Annotated in this window: 13 protein-coding genes; 11 read left to right on the top strand and 2 right to left on the bottom strand. The window is 65.3% G+C overall.

The window, feature by feature from the left end:
- The 8 genes from ABB27_RS09685 (at nt 1) to ABB27_RS09720 (ending at nt 9,644) form a co-directional block, all read left to right on the top strand.
- Nucleotides 1-1,194, top strand: a complete 1,194-nt coding sequence (locus ABB27_RS09685) for a 1-deoxy-D-xylulose-5-phosphate reductoisomerase (protein WP_057628493.1) — start codon at nt 1-3, stop codon at nt 1,192-1,194.
- Nucleotides 1,195-1,220: 26 nt separating this feature from the next.
- On the top strand, nt 1,221-2,579 hold the full coding sequence (gene rseP, locus ABB27_RS09690; protein WP_057628494.1) for an RIP metalloprotease RseP: 1,359 nt from the start codon (nt 1,221-1,223) through the stop codon (nt 2,577-2,579).
- Between the two features lie 71 nt (nt 2,580-2,650).
- A complete protein-coding gene (gene bamA, locus ABB27_RS09695; protein WP_057628495.1) occupies nt 2,651-5,116 on the top strand; it encodes an outer membrane protein assembly factor BamA in 2,466 nt (821 codons plus the stop codon).
- A gap of 376 nt (nt 5,117-5,492) precedes the next feature.
- Entirely contained in the window at nt 5,493-6,515 is a 1,023-nt protein-coding gene (gene lpxD, locus ABB27_RS09700) for a UDP-3-O-(3-hydroxymyristoyl)glucosamine N-acyltransferase (protein ID WP_057628496.1), read from the top strand.
- Nucleotides 6,512-6,970 (top strand): 3-hydroxyacyl-ACP dehydratase FabZ, encoded by a 459-nt coding sequence (gene fabZ, locus ABB27_RS09705; RefSeq protein ID WP_057628497.1) that lies wholly within the window; start codon nt 6,512-6,514, stop codon nt 6,968-6,970. The genes lpxD and fabZ overlap by 4 nt, the downstream gene beginning before the upstream one ends.
- Before the next feature lie 18 nt (nt 6,971-6,988).
- Nucleotides 6,989-7,780 carry an acyl-ACP--UDP-N-acetylglucosamine O-acyltransferase gene (lpxA, locus tag ABB27_RS09710; protein WP_057628498.1) on the top strand — a complete coding sequence of 264 codons (792 nt, stop codon included), beginning with the start codon at nt 6,989-6,991 and terminating at the stop codon, nt 7,778-7,780.
- Nucleotides 7,777-8,988 (top strand): lipid-A-disaccharide synthase, encoded by a 1,212-nt coding sequence (lpxB, locus tag ABB27_RS09715; protein ID WP_057628499.1) that lies wholly within the window; start codon nt 7,777-7,779, stop codon nt 8,986-8,988. Before lpxA ends, lpxB begins: the two co-directional genes overlap by 4 nt.
- A complete protein-coding gene (locus ABB27_RS09720; RefSeq protein ID WP_057628500.1) occupies nt 8,985-9,644 on the top strand; it encodes a ribonuclease HII in 660 nt (219 codons plus the stop codon). The genes lpxB and ABB27_RS09720 overlap by 4 nt, the downstream gene beginning before the upstream one ends.
- 15 nt (nt 9,645-9,659) lie before the next feature.
- Here the strand turns inward: ABB27_RS09720 and ABB27_RS09725 are convergent, their stop codons facing one another.
- Both ABB27_RS09725 and ABB27_RS09730 read right to left on the bottom strand, forming a co-directional pair.
- Nucleotides 9,660-9,998: a hypothetical protein gene (locus ABB27_RS09725; RefSeq protein ID WP_057628501.1), complete on the bottom strand. Its 339-nt coding sequence runs from the start codon at nt 9,996-9,998 to the stop codon at nt 9,660-9,662.
- A gap of 166 nt (nt 9,999-10,164) precedes the next feature.
- Nucleotides 10,165-12,351, bottom strand: a complete 2,187-nt coding sequence (locus ABB27_RS09730; RefSeq protein ID WP_161809641.1) for a winged helix-turn-helix domain-containing tetratricopeptide repeat protein — start codon at nt 12,349-12,351, stop codon at nt 10,165-10,167.
- A gap of 181 nt (nt 12,352-12,532) precedes the next feature.
- Between ABB27_RS09730 and ABB27_RS09735 the strand changes: the two genes are divergently transcribed.
- From ABB27_RS09735 to ABB27_RS09745, 3 genes are all read left to right on the top strand, one after another.
- The gene (locus ABB27_RS09735; protein WP_057628503.1) at nt 12,533-13,180 is read left to right on the top strand and encodes a hypothetical protein; all 648 of its coding nucleotides are present in this window, start codon (nt 12,533-12,535) and stop codon (nt 13,178-13,180) included.
- Nucleotides 13,181-13,391: 211 nt separating this feature from the next.
- Nucleotides 13,392-16,982, top strand: a complete 3,591-nt coding sequence (dnaE, locus tag ABB27_RS09740; protein WP_057628504.1) for a DNA polymerase III subunit alpha — start codon at nt 13,392-13,394, stop codon at nt 16,980-16,982.
- Nucleotides 16,983-17,058: 76 nt separating this feature from the next.
- Nucleotides 17,059-18,018, top strand: coding sequence for an acetyl-CoA carboxylase carboxyltransferase subunit alpha (locus ABB27_RS09745; protein ID WP_057628505.1), 960 nt, complete (start codon nt 17,059-17,061; stop codon nt 18,016-18,018).
- Nucleotides 18,019-18,037 lie beyond the last annotated feature (19 nt).

The following is an 18,037-nucleotide window of genomic DNA, read 5'->3' on the forward strand; positions in this document are numbered from 1 at the left end:
ATGTCCACCTCTCGCTTACGTCAGGTCGCCATCCTTGGCGCCACCGGATCCATCGGCACCTCGGCGCTGGATGTGATCGCCCGCCACCCGCAGCAGATGCGCGCAAGCGTGTTGGCGGCGGGCAGCAATGTGGATGCCCTGCTCGCGCTGTGCCAGCAGCATCGTCCCGACCATGCCGCCATTGCCGATCCGGCGCTGTTTTCACGCCTGCGTGATGGGCTGAACGACGCAGGCCTGGCGACCCAGGCTCACGCCGGCCACGCCGCGATCGATGCGCTGGCCGCCAGCGACCACGCCGACACGGTAATTGCCGCCATCGTCGGCGCTGCCGGCCTGTCCTCGACGCTGGCCGCCGCCCGCGCCGGCAAGCGCCTGTTGCTGGCCAACAAGGAATCGCTGGTCCTGGCCGGCGAGCTGCTGACCCGCGAGGCGGCCACCGCCGGCGCCGAGATCATCCCGATCGACAGCGAACACAACGCCATCTTCCAATGCCTGCGCTCACGCGATGCGCGACTGGAAGCCGGTGTGCGCCGCATCATCCTGACCGCCTCCGGCGGCCCCTTCCGTGGGCGCAGTCGCGCCGAGCTGGAAGCGGTGACTGTGGCACAGGCCGTTGCCCACCCGAAGTGGTCAATGGGGCCGAAGATCTCGGTCGATTCGGCGACGTTGATGAATAAAGGCCTGGAAGTCATCGAGGCCCATCACCTGTTCAACGTGCCCGGCTCGCGCATCGACGTGCTGGTGCACCCGCAGAGCCTGGTGCATTCGCTGGTCGAGTTCATCGACGGCTCAACCCTTGCCCAGCTTGGCCTGCCGGACATGCGCACCACCCTGGCAGTAGGCCTGGGCTGGCCGCAGCGGATCGAATCCGGGGTCGGCGGGCTGGACCTGCTGAGTCAGGGTCGGCTGGATTTCGAGGCCCCGGACATGGACGCCTTCCCCTGCCTGCGCCTGGCCTGGCAGGCGATGGAGGCCGGCGGCAGCGCCCCGGCCATCCTCAATGCCGCCAATGAAGTGGCTGTTTCAGCGTTTCTTCAGGGGCGCATAGGCTTCCTGTCGATCCCGGCGCTGGTGGAGCACACCCTGTCCACCCTGCCTTACGTGGCGGCCGATACACTGGACGCCCTGCTGGCAGCTGATGCCCAGGCCCGCCACATCACCGAAACCGCCATCGTCCGCCTGCCGAATGTCTGATCCCACCCTACAACCGAGCTGCGCCCATGGCTGACTTTTTGGGGTCTGTGTGGTGGATGATCGTCAGCCTTGGCGTGCTGGTGACCTTTCATGAATTCGGCCATTACTGGGTTGCCCGCCGCTGCGGGGTGAAGGTACTGCGCTTCTCGGTGGGCTTCGGCAAGCCGCTGTGGAGCCGCCGCAACCGCAACGGCACCGAATTCGCCATCGCCGCCATCCCGCTGGGCGGCTACGTGAAGATGCTCGACGAGCGCGAGGTCGAGGTCCCGGCCGGCGAGCGTGCCGTGGCCTTCAACAACAAGACCGTCTGGCAGCGCATCGCCATCGTCGCCGCTGGTCCGATCGCCAACCTGATCCTGTGCATCGCCCTGCTCTGGGCGATGTTCGTGATTGGCCGCCAGGACTACTCGGCCACCATCGGCCGCACCACCGGCATGGCCGCACAGGCCGGCTTTGTCGCCGGCGACCGGGTGCTGGCGGTGGAAGACCGTAGCGTCGACACCTGGGCCGAGGCCAGCATGGCCTTCACCGCCGCTGCCATGGACCGCCAGGATGCGCATGTCCGCGTGCGCGACGCGCTGGACAATGAGCGCACCCGGGTGCTGCCGCTGTCGCAGCTGCCGGCTGGCTTCGATGAACGCCAGGTGCCGGTACAGGCCGGTTTCATCTGGCAGTTCTGGCTGCAGCCAGCGCGGGTCGACTCGGTGTCGGCCGGCTCGGCTGCCGCCAATCTGCTGCAGCCCGGTGACCTGATCCTTGCCGTGGACGGCCAGCGCGTGGACAGCGCCGACCAGGTCACCCCGCTGATCCAGCAACTCGGCGAGCGCGGCGGCCCGGGCATGATCGAGGTCGAGCGCGGCGGCGACCGGCTGGCACTGGAACTGACTCCGCAGGCCGGACAAGGCCCGGACGGCAAGCCGCGCTGGCTGATCGGCGTGGGCTTTGCCACCGGCCAGATGCCGGCCTATGACGCCCGCCAGCAATACGGCGTACTGGCCGCACTGCCTGCCGCCGTGCGCGAAACCGGCAAATTGGCCAGTGATTCGCTGGGTATGATGCGGCGCATGCTGACCGGGGCGGCCTCGGTCAAGAACATTTCCGGGCCGATCACCATTGCCCGGGTGGCCAACGCCTCGGCTGAACGCGGGGTGGACTGGTTCCTGTATTTCCTGGCTTTGCTGTCGCTGAGCCTGTGCATCATCAACCTGTTGCCCATCCCCGTCTTGGACGGCGGGCACCTGCTGTATTACCTTATCGAGTTGGTCAAGGGCAGCCCGCTTAGCGAGCGTGCCATGGCTGCCGGCCAATACATCGGTCTGGCGCTGTTGGCCGGGTTGATGGGACTGGCGTTCTACAACGACATTCTCAGCCTGGTCCCGCGATGAACTTTTTCCCGTTGTCGTCGTCTTACGCCGGCACCCACGCATTATCGAAATCGACTCCAACCGGACGTGATATGACGCGACTTCCCAATCGCCGCTTGCTGGCCCTCGCACTTGCTGCTGGTCTGGCCCTGCCTGTGCTCGCACAGGCAGCCGAGCCCTTTACCGCCAGCGACATCCGCGTGGACGGCCTGCAGCGCATTTCCTCCGGCACCGTATTCACCTACCTGCCGGTGGAACGCGGCGACGTGGTTGACGACGCCAAGACCGGCGACACCATCCGTGCGCTGTACAAGACCGGCTTCTTCGAAGACGTGCAGCTGGACCGCCAAGGCGACATCCTGGTCGTCACCGTCAAGGAACGCCCGGCGATCAACAAGTTGACCGTCACCGGCAACAAGGACATCAAGAGCGAGCAGCTGCTCAAGGGCCTGAGCGACATCGGCCTGAGCGAGGGCGGCACCTTTGACCGCCTGAGCCTGGACCGGGTGACCCAGGAGCTGCGCCGCCAGTACAACGACCGTGGCAAATACAACGTGGAAATCACCCCGACGGTGAGCCCGCTGGACCGTAACCGCGTCGACGTTGCCATCGCCGTCAAGGAAGGCAAGGCGGCCAAGATCCGCCACGTCAACCTGATCGGCACCGAGAAGTTCCCGGCCGAGGACATCCTGGACCTGTGGGAATCCAAGGAGCACAACTGGGCTTCGTGGTACCGCCGCGACGACCAGTACTCCAAGGAAAAGCTGTCCGGCGACCTGGAAAAGCTCAACTCCTGGTACCTGGACCGCGGCTATGTCGATTTCAGCATCGACTCCACCCAGGTCTCGATCAGCCCGGACAAGCGTGACATGTTTGTCACCGCCGGCGTGACCGAGGGCGAGCAGTACAAGATTTCCGACATCAAGGTCACCGGCGACACCATCCTGCCGCAGGAAGACGTGGAGAAGATGGTCATCCAGAAGAGCGGCGATACGTTCTCGCGCGCCCTGCTGGAGTTCAGCGCCGACGGCATCACCAACAGCCTGTCCAACGTTGGCTATGCCTTCGCCAAGGTCAACCCGATCCCGACCAGCAACCGCGCCGACCGTACCGTGGCGGTGAACATGCAGGTGGTGCCGGGCCCGCGCGTGGCCGTGCGCCGCATCGTGTTCAAGGGTAACTCGCGCACCAGCGACGAGGTCTTGCGCCGTGAAATGCGCCAGTTCGAGAACAGCTGGTACTCGCAGGCCGCGATCGACCGTTCCAAGATCCGCCTGCAGCGCCTGGGCTACTTCGAGTCGGTCGACGTCGAGACCCAGCCGGTCACCGGCAGCAACGACCAGGTCGATGTGGTCTACAACGTCAAGGAAACCACTTCCGGCAGCTTCGTGTTCGGCCTGGGCTATTCGCAGTCCTACGGCATGACCACCTCGGTGCAGCTGTCGCAGAACAACTTCCTCGGCGGCGGCAACCGCGTGTCGGTCGAAGCCTCGCGCAGCAGCTACCTGCAGCGCTATGGCTTCTCCTACACCAACCCCTACTTCACCGATGACGGCGTCTCGCTGGGCTACAACCTGTCCTGGCGCGAGCTCGATTACTCGGACTTCAACACCGCCCAGTACAACAGCACCAACGGTTCGGCGCAGGTGGTGTTCGGCATTCCGATCACCGAGAACGATGCGTTCTCGCTGATGTTCGGTATCGACAGCAACCAGATCACCACCTATCAGGGCTATACGCCACAGTCGATCATTGATTACATCGATGCGGTCGGCACGCGCACCTTCCACTCCTGGCGTTCGGAGCTGGGCTGGGCACGCGACACCCGTAACGACTACTTCATGCCAACCCGCGGCACGTACCAGCGCCTCGGCCTGGAAACCACGCTGCCGGGTTCGACGGTGGAGTACTACAAGCTCAGCTACCAGTTCTCCAAGTACTGGCCGATCATCCCGTCGCTGGTCATCAATACGCGTCTGGAACTGGGCTACGGCGACTCCTACGGCAGCGACAAGGTCCGTGATATCTGCTGGAACGAAATTCCCGGCACCCCGGGTAAGCCGGCTACCGGCACCACCCCAGCCGTACCTGGTACTTATGCCACCACCGAGGTGGTCGACTGCCGCACCAACCCGACCGCCAACCATCGTCAGGTCCGGGCCACCGGCCTGCCGTTCTTCGAGAACTTCTACGCCGGCGGCACCAACTCGGTGCGCGGCTTTGAAGACAACACCCTTGGCCCGCGCTCGGAAATCATTGGTGGCTATTACAACGGCCAGCCGCTGGGTGGTTCGGTTAAGACGGTCGGCTCGATCGAAGCCTACTTCCCGAAGCTGTTCGACAGCCCGTCGGCCCGCGTTTCGGCGTTCTTCGACTTCGGCAACGTCTACGACGGCACCAAGAACTTCAAGGCCAATGAACTGCGCGCCTCGGCCGGTGTCGCCCTGTTGTGGCGCGCCCCGGTCGGCCCGATCTCGATCAGCTATGCCTTCCCGCTGAAGAAGGAAGAAGGCGATGAAATCGAGCGCCTGCAGTTCACCTTTGGTGGCCAGTTCTAAATAGAACTGACCCGCTGACCCGGGGCTGCGCCCCGGGTACCGGCTTTCATGCCAAGGCATGAAAGCCGGGCGCGCCCTGGTCTACCGGCTTCAACCTGCAAGTCCCCCGCGCCTGTCGGCGCGCCCCCCTTTCCCAAAGGGGGCTCTCCACCAGAATTACCGCATCAACTTGCCCCGGGACGCGATTCACTCCCGGGGTTTGCTTTTACGGGGCCTGCGTCTGCGCTTCGCGGAACAAGACCTTCCCGTCAAAGCCATCCCGTCCCCTCGGAACACCTGCACTTCGGGCCCCTCGCCCACCCCGCTGTCCTTGCCTCGCAAGGGTGATAACGTCCGCTCGCATGACCGCCATCGGCGCAAACGGTAAACTTGCTGCGTGAATACTCCTACCTATACCGCTCAGGAACTTGCCGACCGTTTCGGCCTGCAGGTGCACGGCGACCCCTCGGTCGCCATCCATGGCGTTGCCACGCTGGCCCACGCCGGCCCAGGGCAGCTGACGTTCCTGGCCAATCCGCGTTATCGGGCCCAGCTGGCCGACAGCAAGGCGTCGATCGTGCTGTTGCGCGCCGACGATGCCGAGGCTGCGCCCGGCACCGCCCTGGTCGCCAAGGATCCGTACACCACCTTCGCCAAGATCGGTGCGCTGTTCGAAACCGTGCCACTGCGTGAGCCCGGCATCCACCCCAGCGCGGTCATCGACGCCAGCGCCAAGGTAGCCGCCAGCGCGCACATCGGCCCGCATGTCTGCATCGGCGCACGCAGCGTGATCGGCGAGAACTGCATCATCGGCGCCGGCAGCATCGTCGGTGATGACTGCGTCGTCGAGGCCGGCAGTGAACTGCTGGCCCGCGTCACCCTGGTTGCCCGGGTCAAGCTGGGCAAGCGCGTGCGCATCCATCCTGGCGCCGTGCTCGGCGCCGAGGGCTTCGGCCTGGCGATGGACAACGGCCACTGGATCAAGGTGCCGCAGCTCGGCGGCGTGCGTATTGGCGATGACTGCGAAATCGGCGCCAATACCTGCATCGACCGCGGCGCACTGGAAGACACCACGCTGGACGAAGACGTACGCGTGGACAACCTGGTGCAGATCGCGCACAACGTACAGATCGGCGCACACAGCGCCATCGCCGGCTCCACCGGCATTGCCGGCAGCGCCAAGATCGGCCGTTACTGCCTGCTCGGCGGCTCGGTTGGCGTGGTCGGCCATCTGGAAATCTGCGACCACGTGGTCATCACCGGCCGCTCGGTGGTCCGCAATTCAATTACCGAACCGGGCGAGTACTCGTCCGGCACCCCATTGACCGACAACCGCACGTGGCGCAAAAACGCCGCGCGCTTCAAGCAGCTCGATGCACTCGCACGTCGCATCCTGGCTGTCAGCAAGGAGAAGGAATGAACGCACCACTACAGATGCCCATCGACGTCAACACCATCCAGACGTTGATCCCGCACCGTTATCCTTTCCTGCTGGTCGACAAGGTCGTCGAGCTTGATGTGGAAGCCAAGCGCATCGTCGCGCACAAGAATGTCACCATCAACGAGCCCTACTTCCAGGGCCACTTCCCCGGCCAGCCGATCATGCCGGGCGTGCTGATCATCGAAGCCCTGGCCCAGGCCGGCGGCGTGCTGACCCAGCTCAGCCTCGGCCGCGATGCGCAGTCCAAGCTGTTCTACCTGGTCAAGGTGGACAACGTGCGCTTCATGAAGCAGGTCGTGCCCGGTGACGTGTTGGAACTGCATGTGCAGGTCAAGCGCATGATCCGCAACATGGCGGTCTACTACGGCGAGGCCAAGGTGGACGGTGAAATCGTTGCCCACGCCGAAGTGCTGTGCGCCGGCACCCGCGAATAACCTGGCTGGAGCAACCCGATGAGCGACAGCGCCCCCCTGATTCACCCGACCGCGGTCATTGATCCTTCGGCCAAGCTGGGCCAAGGCGTGCGCGTGGGTGCATTCACCCTGATCGGCGCCGATGTCGAAATCGGCGACGGCACCGAAGTGGGTCCGCACTGCAGCATCCACGGCCCGACCCGGATCGGCCGCGACAACCGTTTCATCGGCCATGTCGCCGTCGGCGGCGAGCCGCAGGACAAGAAGTTCGCCGGTGAGCGCACCGAGCTGGTGATCGGCGACCGCAATGTATTCCGCGAGTTCGTCACCCTCAGCCGCGGTACCGCTGGCGGCGGTGGTGTCACCACCATCGGCAACGACAACTGGATGCTGGCCTACGTGCATGTCGCCCATGACTGCCATGTGGCCGATCACTGCGTGTTTTCCAACAACACCACGCTGGCCGGGCATGTGTCGGTCGGCAACTGGGTGATCATCAGCGGCTTCGCCGGTGCGCACCAGTTCTGCCGCATCGGCGACCATGCCTTCCTCGGCATGGGTGCGCTGGTCACCGGTGATATTCCACCCTTCACCATGGTCGGCATCGATGGTCACGGCCGTCCGCGCGGCATCAACAGCGAAGGCCTCAAGCGTCGCGGTTTCGATGCCGAACGGATCAGCGCGATCAAGCGCGCCTACCGCACCATCTACGTGGCCGGCGTGCCGCTGGCCGAAGCCAAACTGGCGTTGGCCGAGCAAGCGCAGAGCAGCGATGACGTCAAGCAGATGCTGGACTTCATCGAGCACGGCGAGCGCCCGCTGCAGCGATGATAAGCGCCGCAAACCGGGACACGGGCCTTGCCGCAGGCCGCAGGCCACGCATCGCACTGGTGGCAGGTGAGGCCTCCGGCGACCTGCTGGGTGCCGGCCTGATCAAGGCCTTGCGCGCACGCTACCCCGATGCCGAATTTGCCGGCATCGGCGGCGATGCGATGCGCAATGCCGGCTGCGAAACCTGGTTCGATGCCAGCGAACTGGCGCTGATGGGCCTGGCGGAGATCCTGCGCCACCTGCCGCGCCTGTTGAAACTGCGCAAGGCATTCCGCCAGCGCGTGCTCGACTGGCAACCGGATGTATTCATCGGCATCGACGCACCGGATTTCAATCTGGGCGTGGAGAAGTGGCTCAAGCAACGCGGCCTGCGCACCGTGCATTACGTCAGTCCGTCGGTCTGGGCCTGGCGCGAAAAACGTGCGGAGAAGATCGGCGCCAGCGCCGACATGGTGCTGTGCCTGTTCCCGATGGAACCACCGATCTACGCCCGTCACGGCATTGATGCACGTTTCGTCGGCCACCCGATGGCCGACGAGATCCCTCTGCACAGCGACCGCGAGCAGGCGCGTCAGGCCTTGGGTATTCCCGAACAGGCCAAGCTGCTTGCAGTGCTGCCCGGCAGTCGCCTCGGCGAAGTGAGCCGGCTCGGCCCACCGTTCTTCGCCGCGGCCTGGCAGTTGTGCGAGCAGGACCGCAACCTGCACATCGTCGTACCGGCGGCCAATGCCAAGTGCAAGGCCTTGATCAGCGAGCAGATCCGCGCCGCCGCCCTGCCCAGCGCGCGGGTCCACCTGCTCGATGGCAAGGCGCGTGAAGCAATGACTGCCGCCGATGTGGTGATGCTGGCCTCCGGCACCGCCACCCTGGAAACCATGCTGGTCAAGCGCCCCATGGTGGTGGGCTACCGTGTGGCCGAGCTCACCTACCGCATCGTCAAGGCGCTGGGCCTGATCAAGGTCAACCGCTACGCCCTGCCCAATGTACTGGCAGGCAAGGACCTGGCACCGGAGCTGATCCAGCACGACTGCACGCCGGATCGGCTGGCCGCAGCCGTCAGCCACTGGTTCGAACATCCCGAACTGGTCGGCGGCCTGCAGGCCGATTACCGCCAGCTGCACCAGCAACTGCGCCAGGATGCTTCGGCACGCGCTGCCGTAGCCGTCGCCAGCCTGCTGCAAGCGCCCACCCGTCAAGGCCAGCCGTGAACGCCCGACGTACCCCGGCAGCGGCAGCGGATGCCTCGCTGTCGCTGTTTGACGATGCCGCACTGAGCGCGCGCCAAGGCACGCGCCTGGTCGCCGGCGTGGACGAAGCCGGCCGTGGCCCCTTGGCCGGGCCGGTGGCAGTGGCGGCGGTGGTGTTCGACCCAGCCCGCCCGCGCCTCAATGGCCTGGACGACTCCAAGGCGCTGACTGCACTGCGCCGCGAGCAGCTCTACGACCGCATCATCGAGCGCGCTCTGGCCTACAAGATCATCATGGTCGACGTGGCCGAGATCGACAGCCTCAACATTTTCCAGGCCACCATGCAGGGCATGCGCCTGGCGGTGGAAGGCGTGGCGCATGTGGCGCAGTTCGCCCGTATCGACGGCAACAAGATTCCCAAGGGCTTGCCCTGTCCGGCCGAGGCGCTGGTCGGCGGCGACGCCATCGACCGCAGCATCATGGCCGCCTCCATCCTGGCCAAGGTCAGCCGCGACCGCTACATGCTGGAACTGCACCAGCAGCATCCCGAGTACGGCTTCGACCAGCACAAGGGCTACGGCACGCCGCTGCATATGGCGGCACTGCGGGCACATGGTCCCTGCCCACAGCACCGCCGCAGTTTCGCCCCGGTCCGAGCCTGCTTCGAGGCCTCCTGAGCGAGCCACTGCCGCTCAACGCGGCATGATCTTGATGCCCGGATCCAAGTGATGTGCGCCGATACGCACGTCGTACTTGATATCGCTTTCAGCGCTCACTTCCTTGGCGGTGATCAGTACTTCCTGTCGTCTGCCCATGCGCTGGGAAAGGAAATCCTTCTGCGCACCACTGCCCGCCATGCGCTGATGCGCGGGATCCACCGGTGACTCGGCGAACGCCAACTCGAATGGCTCCAGCACACCCTCCGCAGTGCGCCATGCAACCCGTGTTCCGCTACGCACCACACAGGTCTCCGGCGTTATCACCGGACCGCTCGGGCCAAGCACCACCTCCACGTAAACCAACTTGAGCATTTGTGCTGGCGGGCTTGCCGGACACAGCACAGCTTCGCTTGGCGGTGCTGCCGGCTGCGTGCAGCAAGCCGCGACACCCACGGAAAGAACAACACAGATCCACACTCTGTAGCTCATGACGACAACTCCTCGATGAGGTCCGCCGCCCCGGACAGGAAAAACCGGTTCACTCCCGCCGCTCTCCATTGCCAACCGCGGCATAGCGCTGCAATGACAGCAATGCATCGATGCGCTGCTGCGGAATACCCTGTTTCAACGCGGTTTCAACGCAACCATGCGCGCCCGCCCGGTCGCCCAGCAGGGTCAGTGTCTGTGCGCACCACAGCGCAACCTCGGCAGCCTGCGTGCCCAGCGCGCGCGCCGCCTGCAGATCGGCAAGCGCGCGCGCACGTTCTCCAAGGTTGGCCCGGTACCAGGACAGCACCGCCAGCGCATAGGCATCGTCGCGGCGCACGTCCACATACTGCTGGGCCAGATGCGCCGCGCGCAGGTAGGGCGCCTGCGCCTGTGCAGCGGTAGCCGGCGCAGCCGCCAGCGCATCGGCCAGATTGCCCCAGTGCAGGTAGTCTTCCGGCTCCAGCACGGTTGCCTGCTGGAACAGTTCGGCAGCGAGCGCGTACTCGCCATGATCGAACTTCATCGTGCCCAGGTTGGTCAAGGCACCGGCATTGGGCTCGATCGACAGGGACATGTTGAACGCGTGCCCGGCCTGCACGGTATCGCCCTGGGCCAGATACAAACCACCCAGGCTTCCCCATAGCCGGCTGTCCTCCGGCTGCAGCACGGTGGCGGTGACAAAGGCGTCGATTGCCTTGGGCACATCGCCACGCAACCAATGGTGGTAGCCGAGCAGACGATAGATCTGCGCATCGCTGGGCCGCGCCGCGATCGCCTGCTGGAAGGCCTGCAGGGCCTGCTTCTCCTGGCCGAGCGCGGCATAGGTGCGGGCCTGCCCGACCAGCCCATCGGCGCGCAACGCCGGATCATCGATGACCTGCTGGTAAAGCTGCAGCGCTTGTTCGTTCTGGCCACTGACCCGGGCGATCTCCGCCATTGCCAGGCTCACCTCGCGCAGGCCCGGGTCCATTGCCTGCGCGCGTGCGCAGGCCTGGCGTGCGCGGGTAAATGCCTCCGCATCGCTGACCCCTTCCAGCCGCGCAATCTGCGCGCGGCAGATGCCGGCCTGCGCCCGCGCGAAGTGGGGATCAAGCGCAAGCGCCTGGGTGAACGCCGCCATGGCCCGCTCATTGCCGGCCTCGCCAACCGGGCGTTGCAGCAGCGCCAGGCCACGCAGATAGGCATCGTAGGCGTTGACGTCGTTGGTCGGCGTAAGCCGCTGCGCGATACCGGCTGTTTTCCCCGGCAGATGACCCAGCAAGGCGTGCACCACCTTGTTGGCTATCTCGCCCTGCAGCGCGAACACATCGTTGATCTCGCGATCATAGGTTTCCGCCCACAAGGTGAAACCGGTACTGGTATCGGACAGCCGCGCACTGATCCTTACCCGCCCACCTTCGCGGCGCACACTCGCATCCAGCAAGGTCGCCACTCCCAGCCGCTGCCCGATCCGCCGCACATCCTCGCCTTCGGCATCACCATTGCCCGTCGCGGTCAGCTGCCGCGCCGCCACTTTCAAACCGGGCACGTTGGTCAGCGCGTCGTGCATTTCCACCGCCAGGCCATCGGCGAAATAGCGGTCGGCCGCATCATCGCTGAGGCTGCTGAATGGCATCACCGCAATGGAGGCACCTGCCACAACCGGGCTGCGGCCCCACCACCAGAGCGCTGCGCCCAGCAACGCCAGCAACAGCAAGCCGGCGCCTATCAGCAGTGCCCGCGAACGCAGCCAGCTCGGCAACGACAGCCGCGGCGCCTCCCGCCACCATTGCGCAAACCGCCGCGGCGGCGGCAACGGTTCGGGCACAGGATCAGGTTCGGCTGTGATCTGCGCATCCAGCCCGCTTGCTGCGACGACCGGCTCCGCCACATCTGAATCGGCGACCGGCAGCGCAGCCGAGGGCTCGCCAGCAACCGACTCAGGCGGCAGCAAGGTGCCGATGAAGCGGTAGCCCAGCCCATGCTGGGTCTGGATGTAGCGCGGCTCATGCGAATGATCGTCCAGCGCGGAACGTAACTGGGCGATGGCGCGGGTCAGTACGCCCGGGGTGACGTGCCGGTGGCCCCAGACCGCATCCAGCAACTGGTCGCGCACCAGCAATTCATCAGCATGACGAAGCAGCAGCAACAACACCGCGAATGCCTTGGGCTCCACAGACAGCAACTTGCCATCACGGCTGAGCGTATGCGCCACCGTGTCCACCACGATGCCGTCAAAACGATAGCGATGGAGCAATTGACCTGTGTCACCAGGGTCTTGGACCGCACCCATCGGCAAGCCCTCATGAATTCCTCAGAAACCAGCGCAATGACTGTCTGAAGGCTCCGCCTGCCATCATGACCAATGCTACGCCCAAGCGGATGCTGGCGCTGCGTCCCACCTTCACGGACGCCCCTCCCCCCGCAGGAGCAACACCATGTACGCCATCCCCGACTCCCGCCTTCCGCTGCCGCAGGTACTGGACCGGTTCCCGGCCGGCGTCCCGCACCGCCGCAATCACGTCAACGACTACCTGTTGGTTCCGCGTGAAGTCGACTACTTCAACGGCTTCCTGGCGCTGCTTGGTCGCGCGCAGCCGCCGCTGCAGACCGACCAGCTGGCCACCGCCGCCCGCAACCTGAACGACGTTGCCGCCGGTGACACGCCGTCACCCTGCATCCAGCAGCGGATCCAGCACGCGCATCTGCTGGAACAGCTGCTGCAGGACCGCGACTGGGAGCCCAGCGCCGATATCAGCCGCGAGCTCAAGCTGGTGGTTGCCTATCTTCATGCCAGCCGGCAACTGATCCCTGACACCGTCCCCGGCGTAGGCCATCTGGACCTGGCCATCGTGATCGACACCGCCTGGCCGAAACTCGCCGCAGAGGTCGCCAACTTCGTCGACTACCAGCGCCTGCGCCATCTGGAGGCCGAACGCCAGGGCCGCAGCGACGATGCGATCGCCTTCAACCGCAGCAGCTGGCTGGAGCTGCGTGAGATCGAAGCCCGGCTGCATGAGCACCAGCGCAGGGTCCGCGAAGGCAGCTATGCACCTGAACCGTTTACCTACTTCCGCGTCCATTGACCGCAGCGCCGCCGGGCCCCAGCCAGTACCACCGCGCTCATGCTGGGCCCCCGCCAGACGGGCGTTGCTGGTACTACCGCCAGCGTCGGCACAATGCTGGCGGGCTGCAGGCAGGGGCCAAGTGCCGGGCCGGCGAGCGTGGTGGGGCATGTCAAGCCTTGCCCCACCCCGCCCCCGTCGCTACCCTGCATCGGCATAACTCTGGCCCCGCATGTCTACTTCTCCCCGTTTCGTCCATCTCCACGTCCACACCGAATTCTCGATGGTGGACTCCACCATCCGCGTGCCCGCCAAACCGGATCAGGCTGATCCGAAGAAGGCCAAGCAACCCAACCTGCTCAGCCGCTCGGTCGAGATGAGGGCGCCTGCGTTGGCGGTCACCGACCTGAACAACCTGTTCGCGCTGGTGAAGTTCTACAAGGCCGCCGAAGGCGTGGGCATCAAGCCCATCGCCGGTGCCGACCTGCTCATTGCCGAGGATGGCCAGGACCCCTGGCGCATGACCTTGCTGTGCCGTGACCGCGAGGGCTATCTGAGCCTGTCGCGGCTGCTGACCCGCGCCTGGATGGAAGGCCACCGCAATGAAGGCGGCGTCGCCGTGCATCCGCAGTGGCTCAAGGACGGCTGCAAGAACCTGTTTGCCCTGGCCGGCCGTCACAGCCTGGCCGGGCGTCTGGCCAGCGAAGGCCGCCATGATCTGGCCGAGCAGCAGCTCGCCGACTGGCAACGCGTATTCGGCGATGGCCTGCATCTGGAACTGACCCGTACCGGCCGCGAGGGCGAAGAAGCCTTCAACCAGTTCGCGTTGATGGCTGCAGGCCAACGTGGCTTGCCGGTGATTGCCAGCAACGACGTCCGCTTCCTGTCGCCCAATGATTTCGAGGCGCACGAAGCGCGCGTCTGTATTTCCACCGGCCGCGTCCTCGACGACCCCAAGCGACCGCGCGAGTACAGCCGCGAGCAATACCTGAAAACGCCGGAACAGATGTGCGAGCTGTTCGCCGACATCCCCGACGCGATCGACAACACGCTGGCGTTGGCCGAGCGCTGCAACGTCGAGATGCGGCTGGGCACCTACTTCCTGCCCAACTACCCGGTACCCGACGACCAGACCCTGGACACCTGGATCCAGAAGATCTCGCGCGACGGTCTGGAAGAGCGCCTGCAGGTACACCCGCTGGCTGCCGGCATGAGCCGCGAGGATTACAACGCGCGGTTGGAGTTCGAGCTCAACACCATCATCAAGATGGGCTTCCCCGGCTACTTCCTGATCGTTGCCGACTTCATCCAGTGGGGCAAGAACCAGGGCATCCCGATCGGCCCCGGCCGTGGTTCCGGTGCCGGCTCGCTGGTGGCCTGGGCGCTGAAGATCACCGATCTGGACCCGCTGCCCTACAACCTGCTGTTCGAGCGCTTCCTCAACCCCGAACGCGTGTCGATGCCCGACTTCGACATCGACTTCTGCATGGATCGCCGCGACGAGGTGATCGACTACGTCGCGCGCAAGTACGGCCGCGAGCGCGTCAGCCAGATCATCACCTACGGCACCATGGCGGCCAAGGCAGTGGTGCGCGATACCGGCCGCGTGCTGGGCTTCCCGTACGGCCTGGTCGATGGCGTTTCCAAGCTGATTCCCAACATCCTGGGCATCCACCTGAAGGATGCACTGGGCAAGGGCAAGGAAGGCGCGAATTCGGAAATGGCCTCGGCCGAGCTGATCCAGCGCTACGAATCCGAAGACGACGTCCGCGACCTGATCGACCTGGCCCTGCAGCTGGAAGACCTGACCCGCAACGCCGGCAAGCATGCCGGTGGCGTGGTGATCGGGCCGGAGCCGCTGAGCGAGTTCTGCCCGCTGTACGCCGAACATGACGAAGGCGGCATCGGCAGGAATCCGGTTACCCAGTTCGACAAGAACGACGTCGAAGAAGTCGGTCTGGTGAAGTTCGACTTCCTCGGCCTGCGCACGCTGACCATCATTGATTGGGCGGTGAAGGCGATCAACAAGCGCCACGAGCGCGCCGGCATTCCACCGGTCGATATCGCCCATATCCCGCTCGACGATGCACCCACCTACAAGGACATCTTCGCCAACGGCAATACCGGCGCGGTGTTCCAGTTCGAATCCTCGGGCATGCGCCGCCTGCTGAAGGACGCGCGCCCTGACCGCTTCGAAGACCTGATCGCGCTGGTGTCGTTGTACCGCCCCGGCCCGATGGACCTGATTCCCTCCTTCAACGCGCGTAAGCACGGCCAGGAAGAAATCATCTACCCCGATCCGCGTACCGAAGCCATCCTGAAAGACACCTACGGCATCATGGTGTACCAGGAGCAGGTGATGCAGATGGCGCAGATCGTCGGCAACTACTCGCTGGGCGGCGCCGATCTGTTGCGCCGCGCGATGGGTAAAAAAGTGCCGGCTGAAATGGCCAAGCACCGCGAGATCTTCCGCGAAGGTGCAGCCACCGGCGGCGTTGATGGCCCCAAGGCCGACGAAATCTTCGACTTGATGGAGAAGTTCGCCGGCTACGGCTTCAACAAGTCGCATGCTGCGGCCTACGCACTGGTCAGTTACCAGACCGCCTGGCTCAAGCGTCACTACCCGGCCGAGTTCATGGCCGCAACGCTGTCCTCGGACATGGACAACACCGACAAGGTGGTCGGCTTCCTGGCCGAGGTGAAGAACCTTGGCCTGACCGTGCTGCCGCCGCGCGTCAACGACTCGGCCTATATGTTCGAGGCGGCCAACGCCGACACCATCCGCTACGGCCTGGGTGCGATCAAGGGCGTCGGCCAGGGCGCGTGCGAAGCCGTGGTCGAACAGCGCGAGCGCGGCGGCGAATATGCCTCATTGTTGGATTTCTGCGCGCGCGTGGAATCGGGCAAGCTCAACCGGCGCACGCTGGAAGCGATGATCAACTGCGGCGCATTCGATGGCGTCGGCAAGAACCGCGCGACGCTGGCGCTGCAGCTGCCGGAAGTGATCAAGGCCACCGAGCAGATGGCCCGCGAGAAGGCCTCCGGGCAGAACTCGTTGTTTGGCGCACCGGACCCGGTCACCACCGCCAGCCAGCTCGACCTGCCCGAAAGCAAGGAATGGCCGCTGGCACAGCTGCTCAACGGCGAGCGCGAAACACTGGGCTTCTATCTCAGCGGCCACCCGTTCGACCCGTATGCCGATGACGTCAAGGAACTGGTCGGCACCGACCTGGGCGGCCTGGACAAGCTGATTGCACCAGCCTTCCCCTCCAAGGACGGCGAGAAGCGTGCCTGGCGCCAGGAATCCCCGGTGATCCTGGCCGGCATGGTCATTGGTGTACGCCGCAAGGGTGACAGCCAGGTATTCGTGACCCTGGAAGACGGCAAAGGCCGGGTGGAATGCAGTGCGTTCTCCGATGGCCTGGCCGAATTCGGCCATCTGATGACCAAGGACCGCATCCTGGTGGTCAAGGGCGGCCTGCGCGAGGACGAGTTCAATGGCGGCTATGCCCTGCGCATGCGCCAGTGCTGGGACTACGAGCAGCTCTGCGCCGACCACGCCCTGCGCCTGTCGATGCGCGTCGACGGCCGTGGCGGCCCGGCCTGGCAGCGTATCGATGCCCTGCTGGCTGCCCATCGCCCCGGCCGCACGCCGTTGCGGCTGGACCTGCTGCTCAACGGCAAGCCCGGCAGCATTGCCGGCATGCTGGATCTGGGCAGCAGCGGCTCGGTGCGGGTCACGCCCAAGCTGCTGGACGCCCTGCGTGAAGACCCGGCCGTACGCCGGGTCAAGGTCAAGTACAGCCCGCCCTGGGCCAATTGATTGTCCGGACGGACGCGTACGGGTTGATACGGCGCGTTCGGCTACACTTCCCCCCTTTCATTGCTGACGGTTTCCGATGAATCCGAACTACCTCGATTTCGAGCAACCCATCGCCGATCTGGAATCCAAGATCAAGGACCTGCGCAATGCCAGCGCCGGCCCGGCGGTCAATGTCGATGCTGAGGTCAAGGCGCTGGAAGACAAGCTGCGCCTGCGTACTGCCCAGATCTTCCGCAACCTGTCTTCCTGGCAGGTGCTGCAGGTGGCCCGCCACCCATCGCGCCCCTACCCGCTCGACTACATCCGCATCTTCTGCGACGAGTTCCAGGAACTGGCAGGCGACCGCGCCTTCTCCGACGACAAGGCCATTGTTGGCGGCCTGGCCCGTATCGGCGGCCGCTCGGTGATGCTGATCGGCCACCAGAAAGGCCGCGACACCAAGGAAAAGGTCCGCCGCAACTTCGGCATGCCCAAGCCCGAGGGTTACCGCAAGGCGCTGCGCCTGATGAAGATGGCCGAGCGCTTCGGCCTGCCGGTGCTGACCCTGATCGACACCGCCGGCGCCTGGCCGGGCATCGATGCCGAAGAGCGCGGCCAGTCCGAAGCCATTGCCCGCAACCTGATGGAAATGGCCGAGCTGAAGGTGCCGGTGATCTGCACCGTGATCGGCGAAGGCGGCTCTGGCGGCGCGCTGGCGCTGGGTGTGGGCGACCGTACCCTGATGCTGGAATACAGCGTCTACTCGACCATCAGCCCGGAAGGCTGCGCCTCCATCCTGTGGAAGGACGCCGGCAAGGCCAAGGATGCCGCCGAACAGCTGGGCATGACCGCCCCGCGCCTGAAGAGCCTGGGCCTGATCGACAAGGTGATCCGCGAGCCGATCGGCGGCGCCCACCGCAACCCGACGCAGATGGGCAAGCGCCTGAAGGCCGTGCTGCTCAACGAGCTGGACGCGCTGGACAAGCTGTCGGTCGAGGAACTGCTGGCACGGCGTTATACCCGCCTGCGCAGCTACGGTGCCTACGAAGCGGCCTGAGCCGCTTCCACATCCGGGA

This window comes from Stenotrophomonas terrae (genome assembly GCF_001431465.1).
Lineage (GTDB): Bacteria > Pseudomonadota > Gammaproteobacteria > Xanthomonadales > Xanthomonadaceae > Stenotrophomonas > Stenotrophomonas terrae.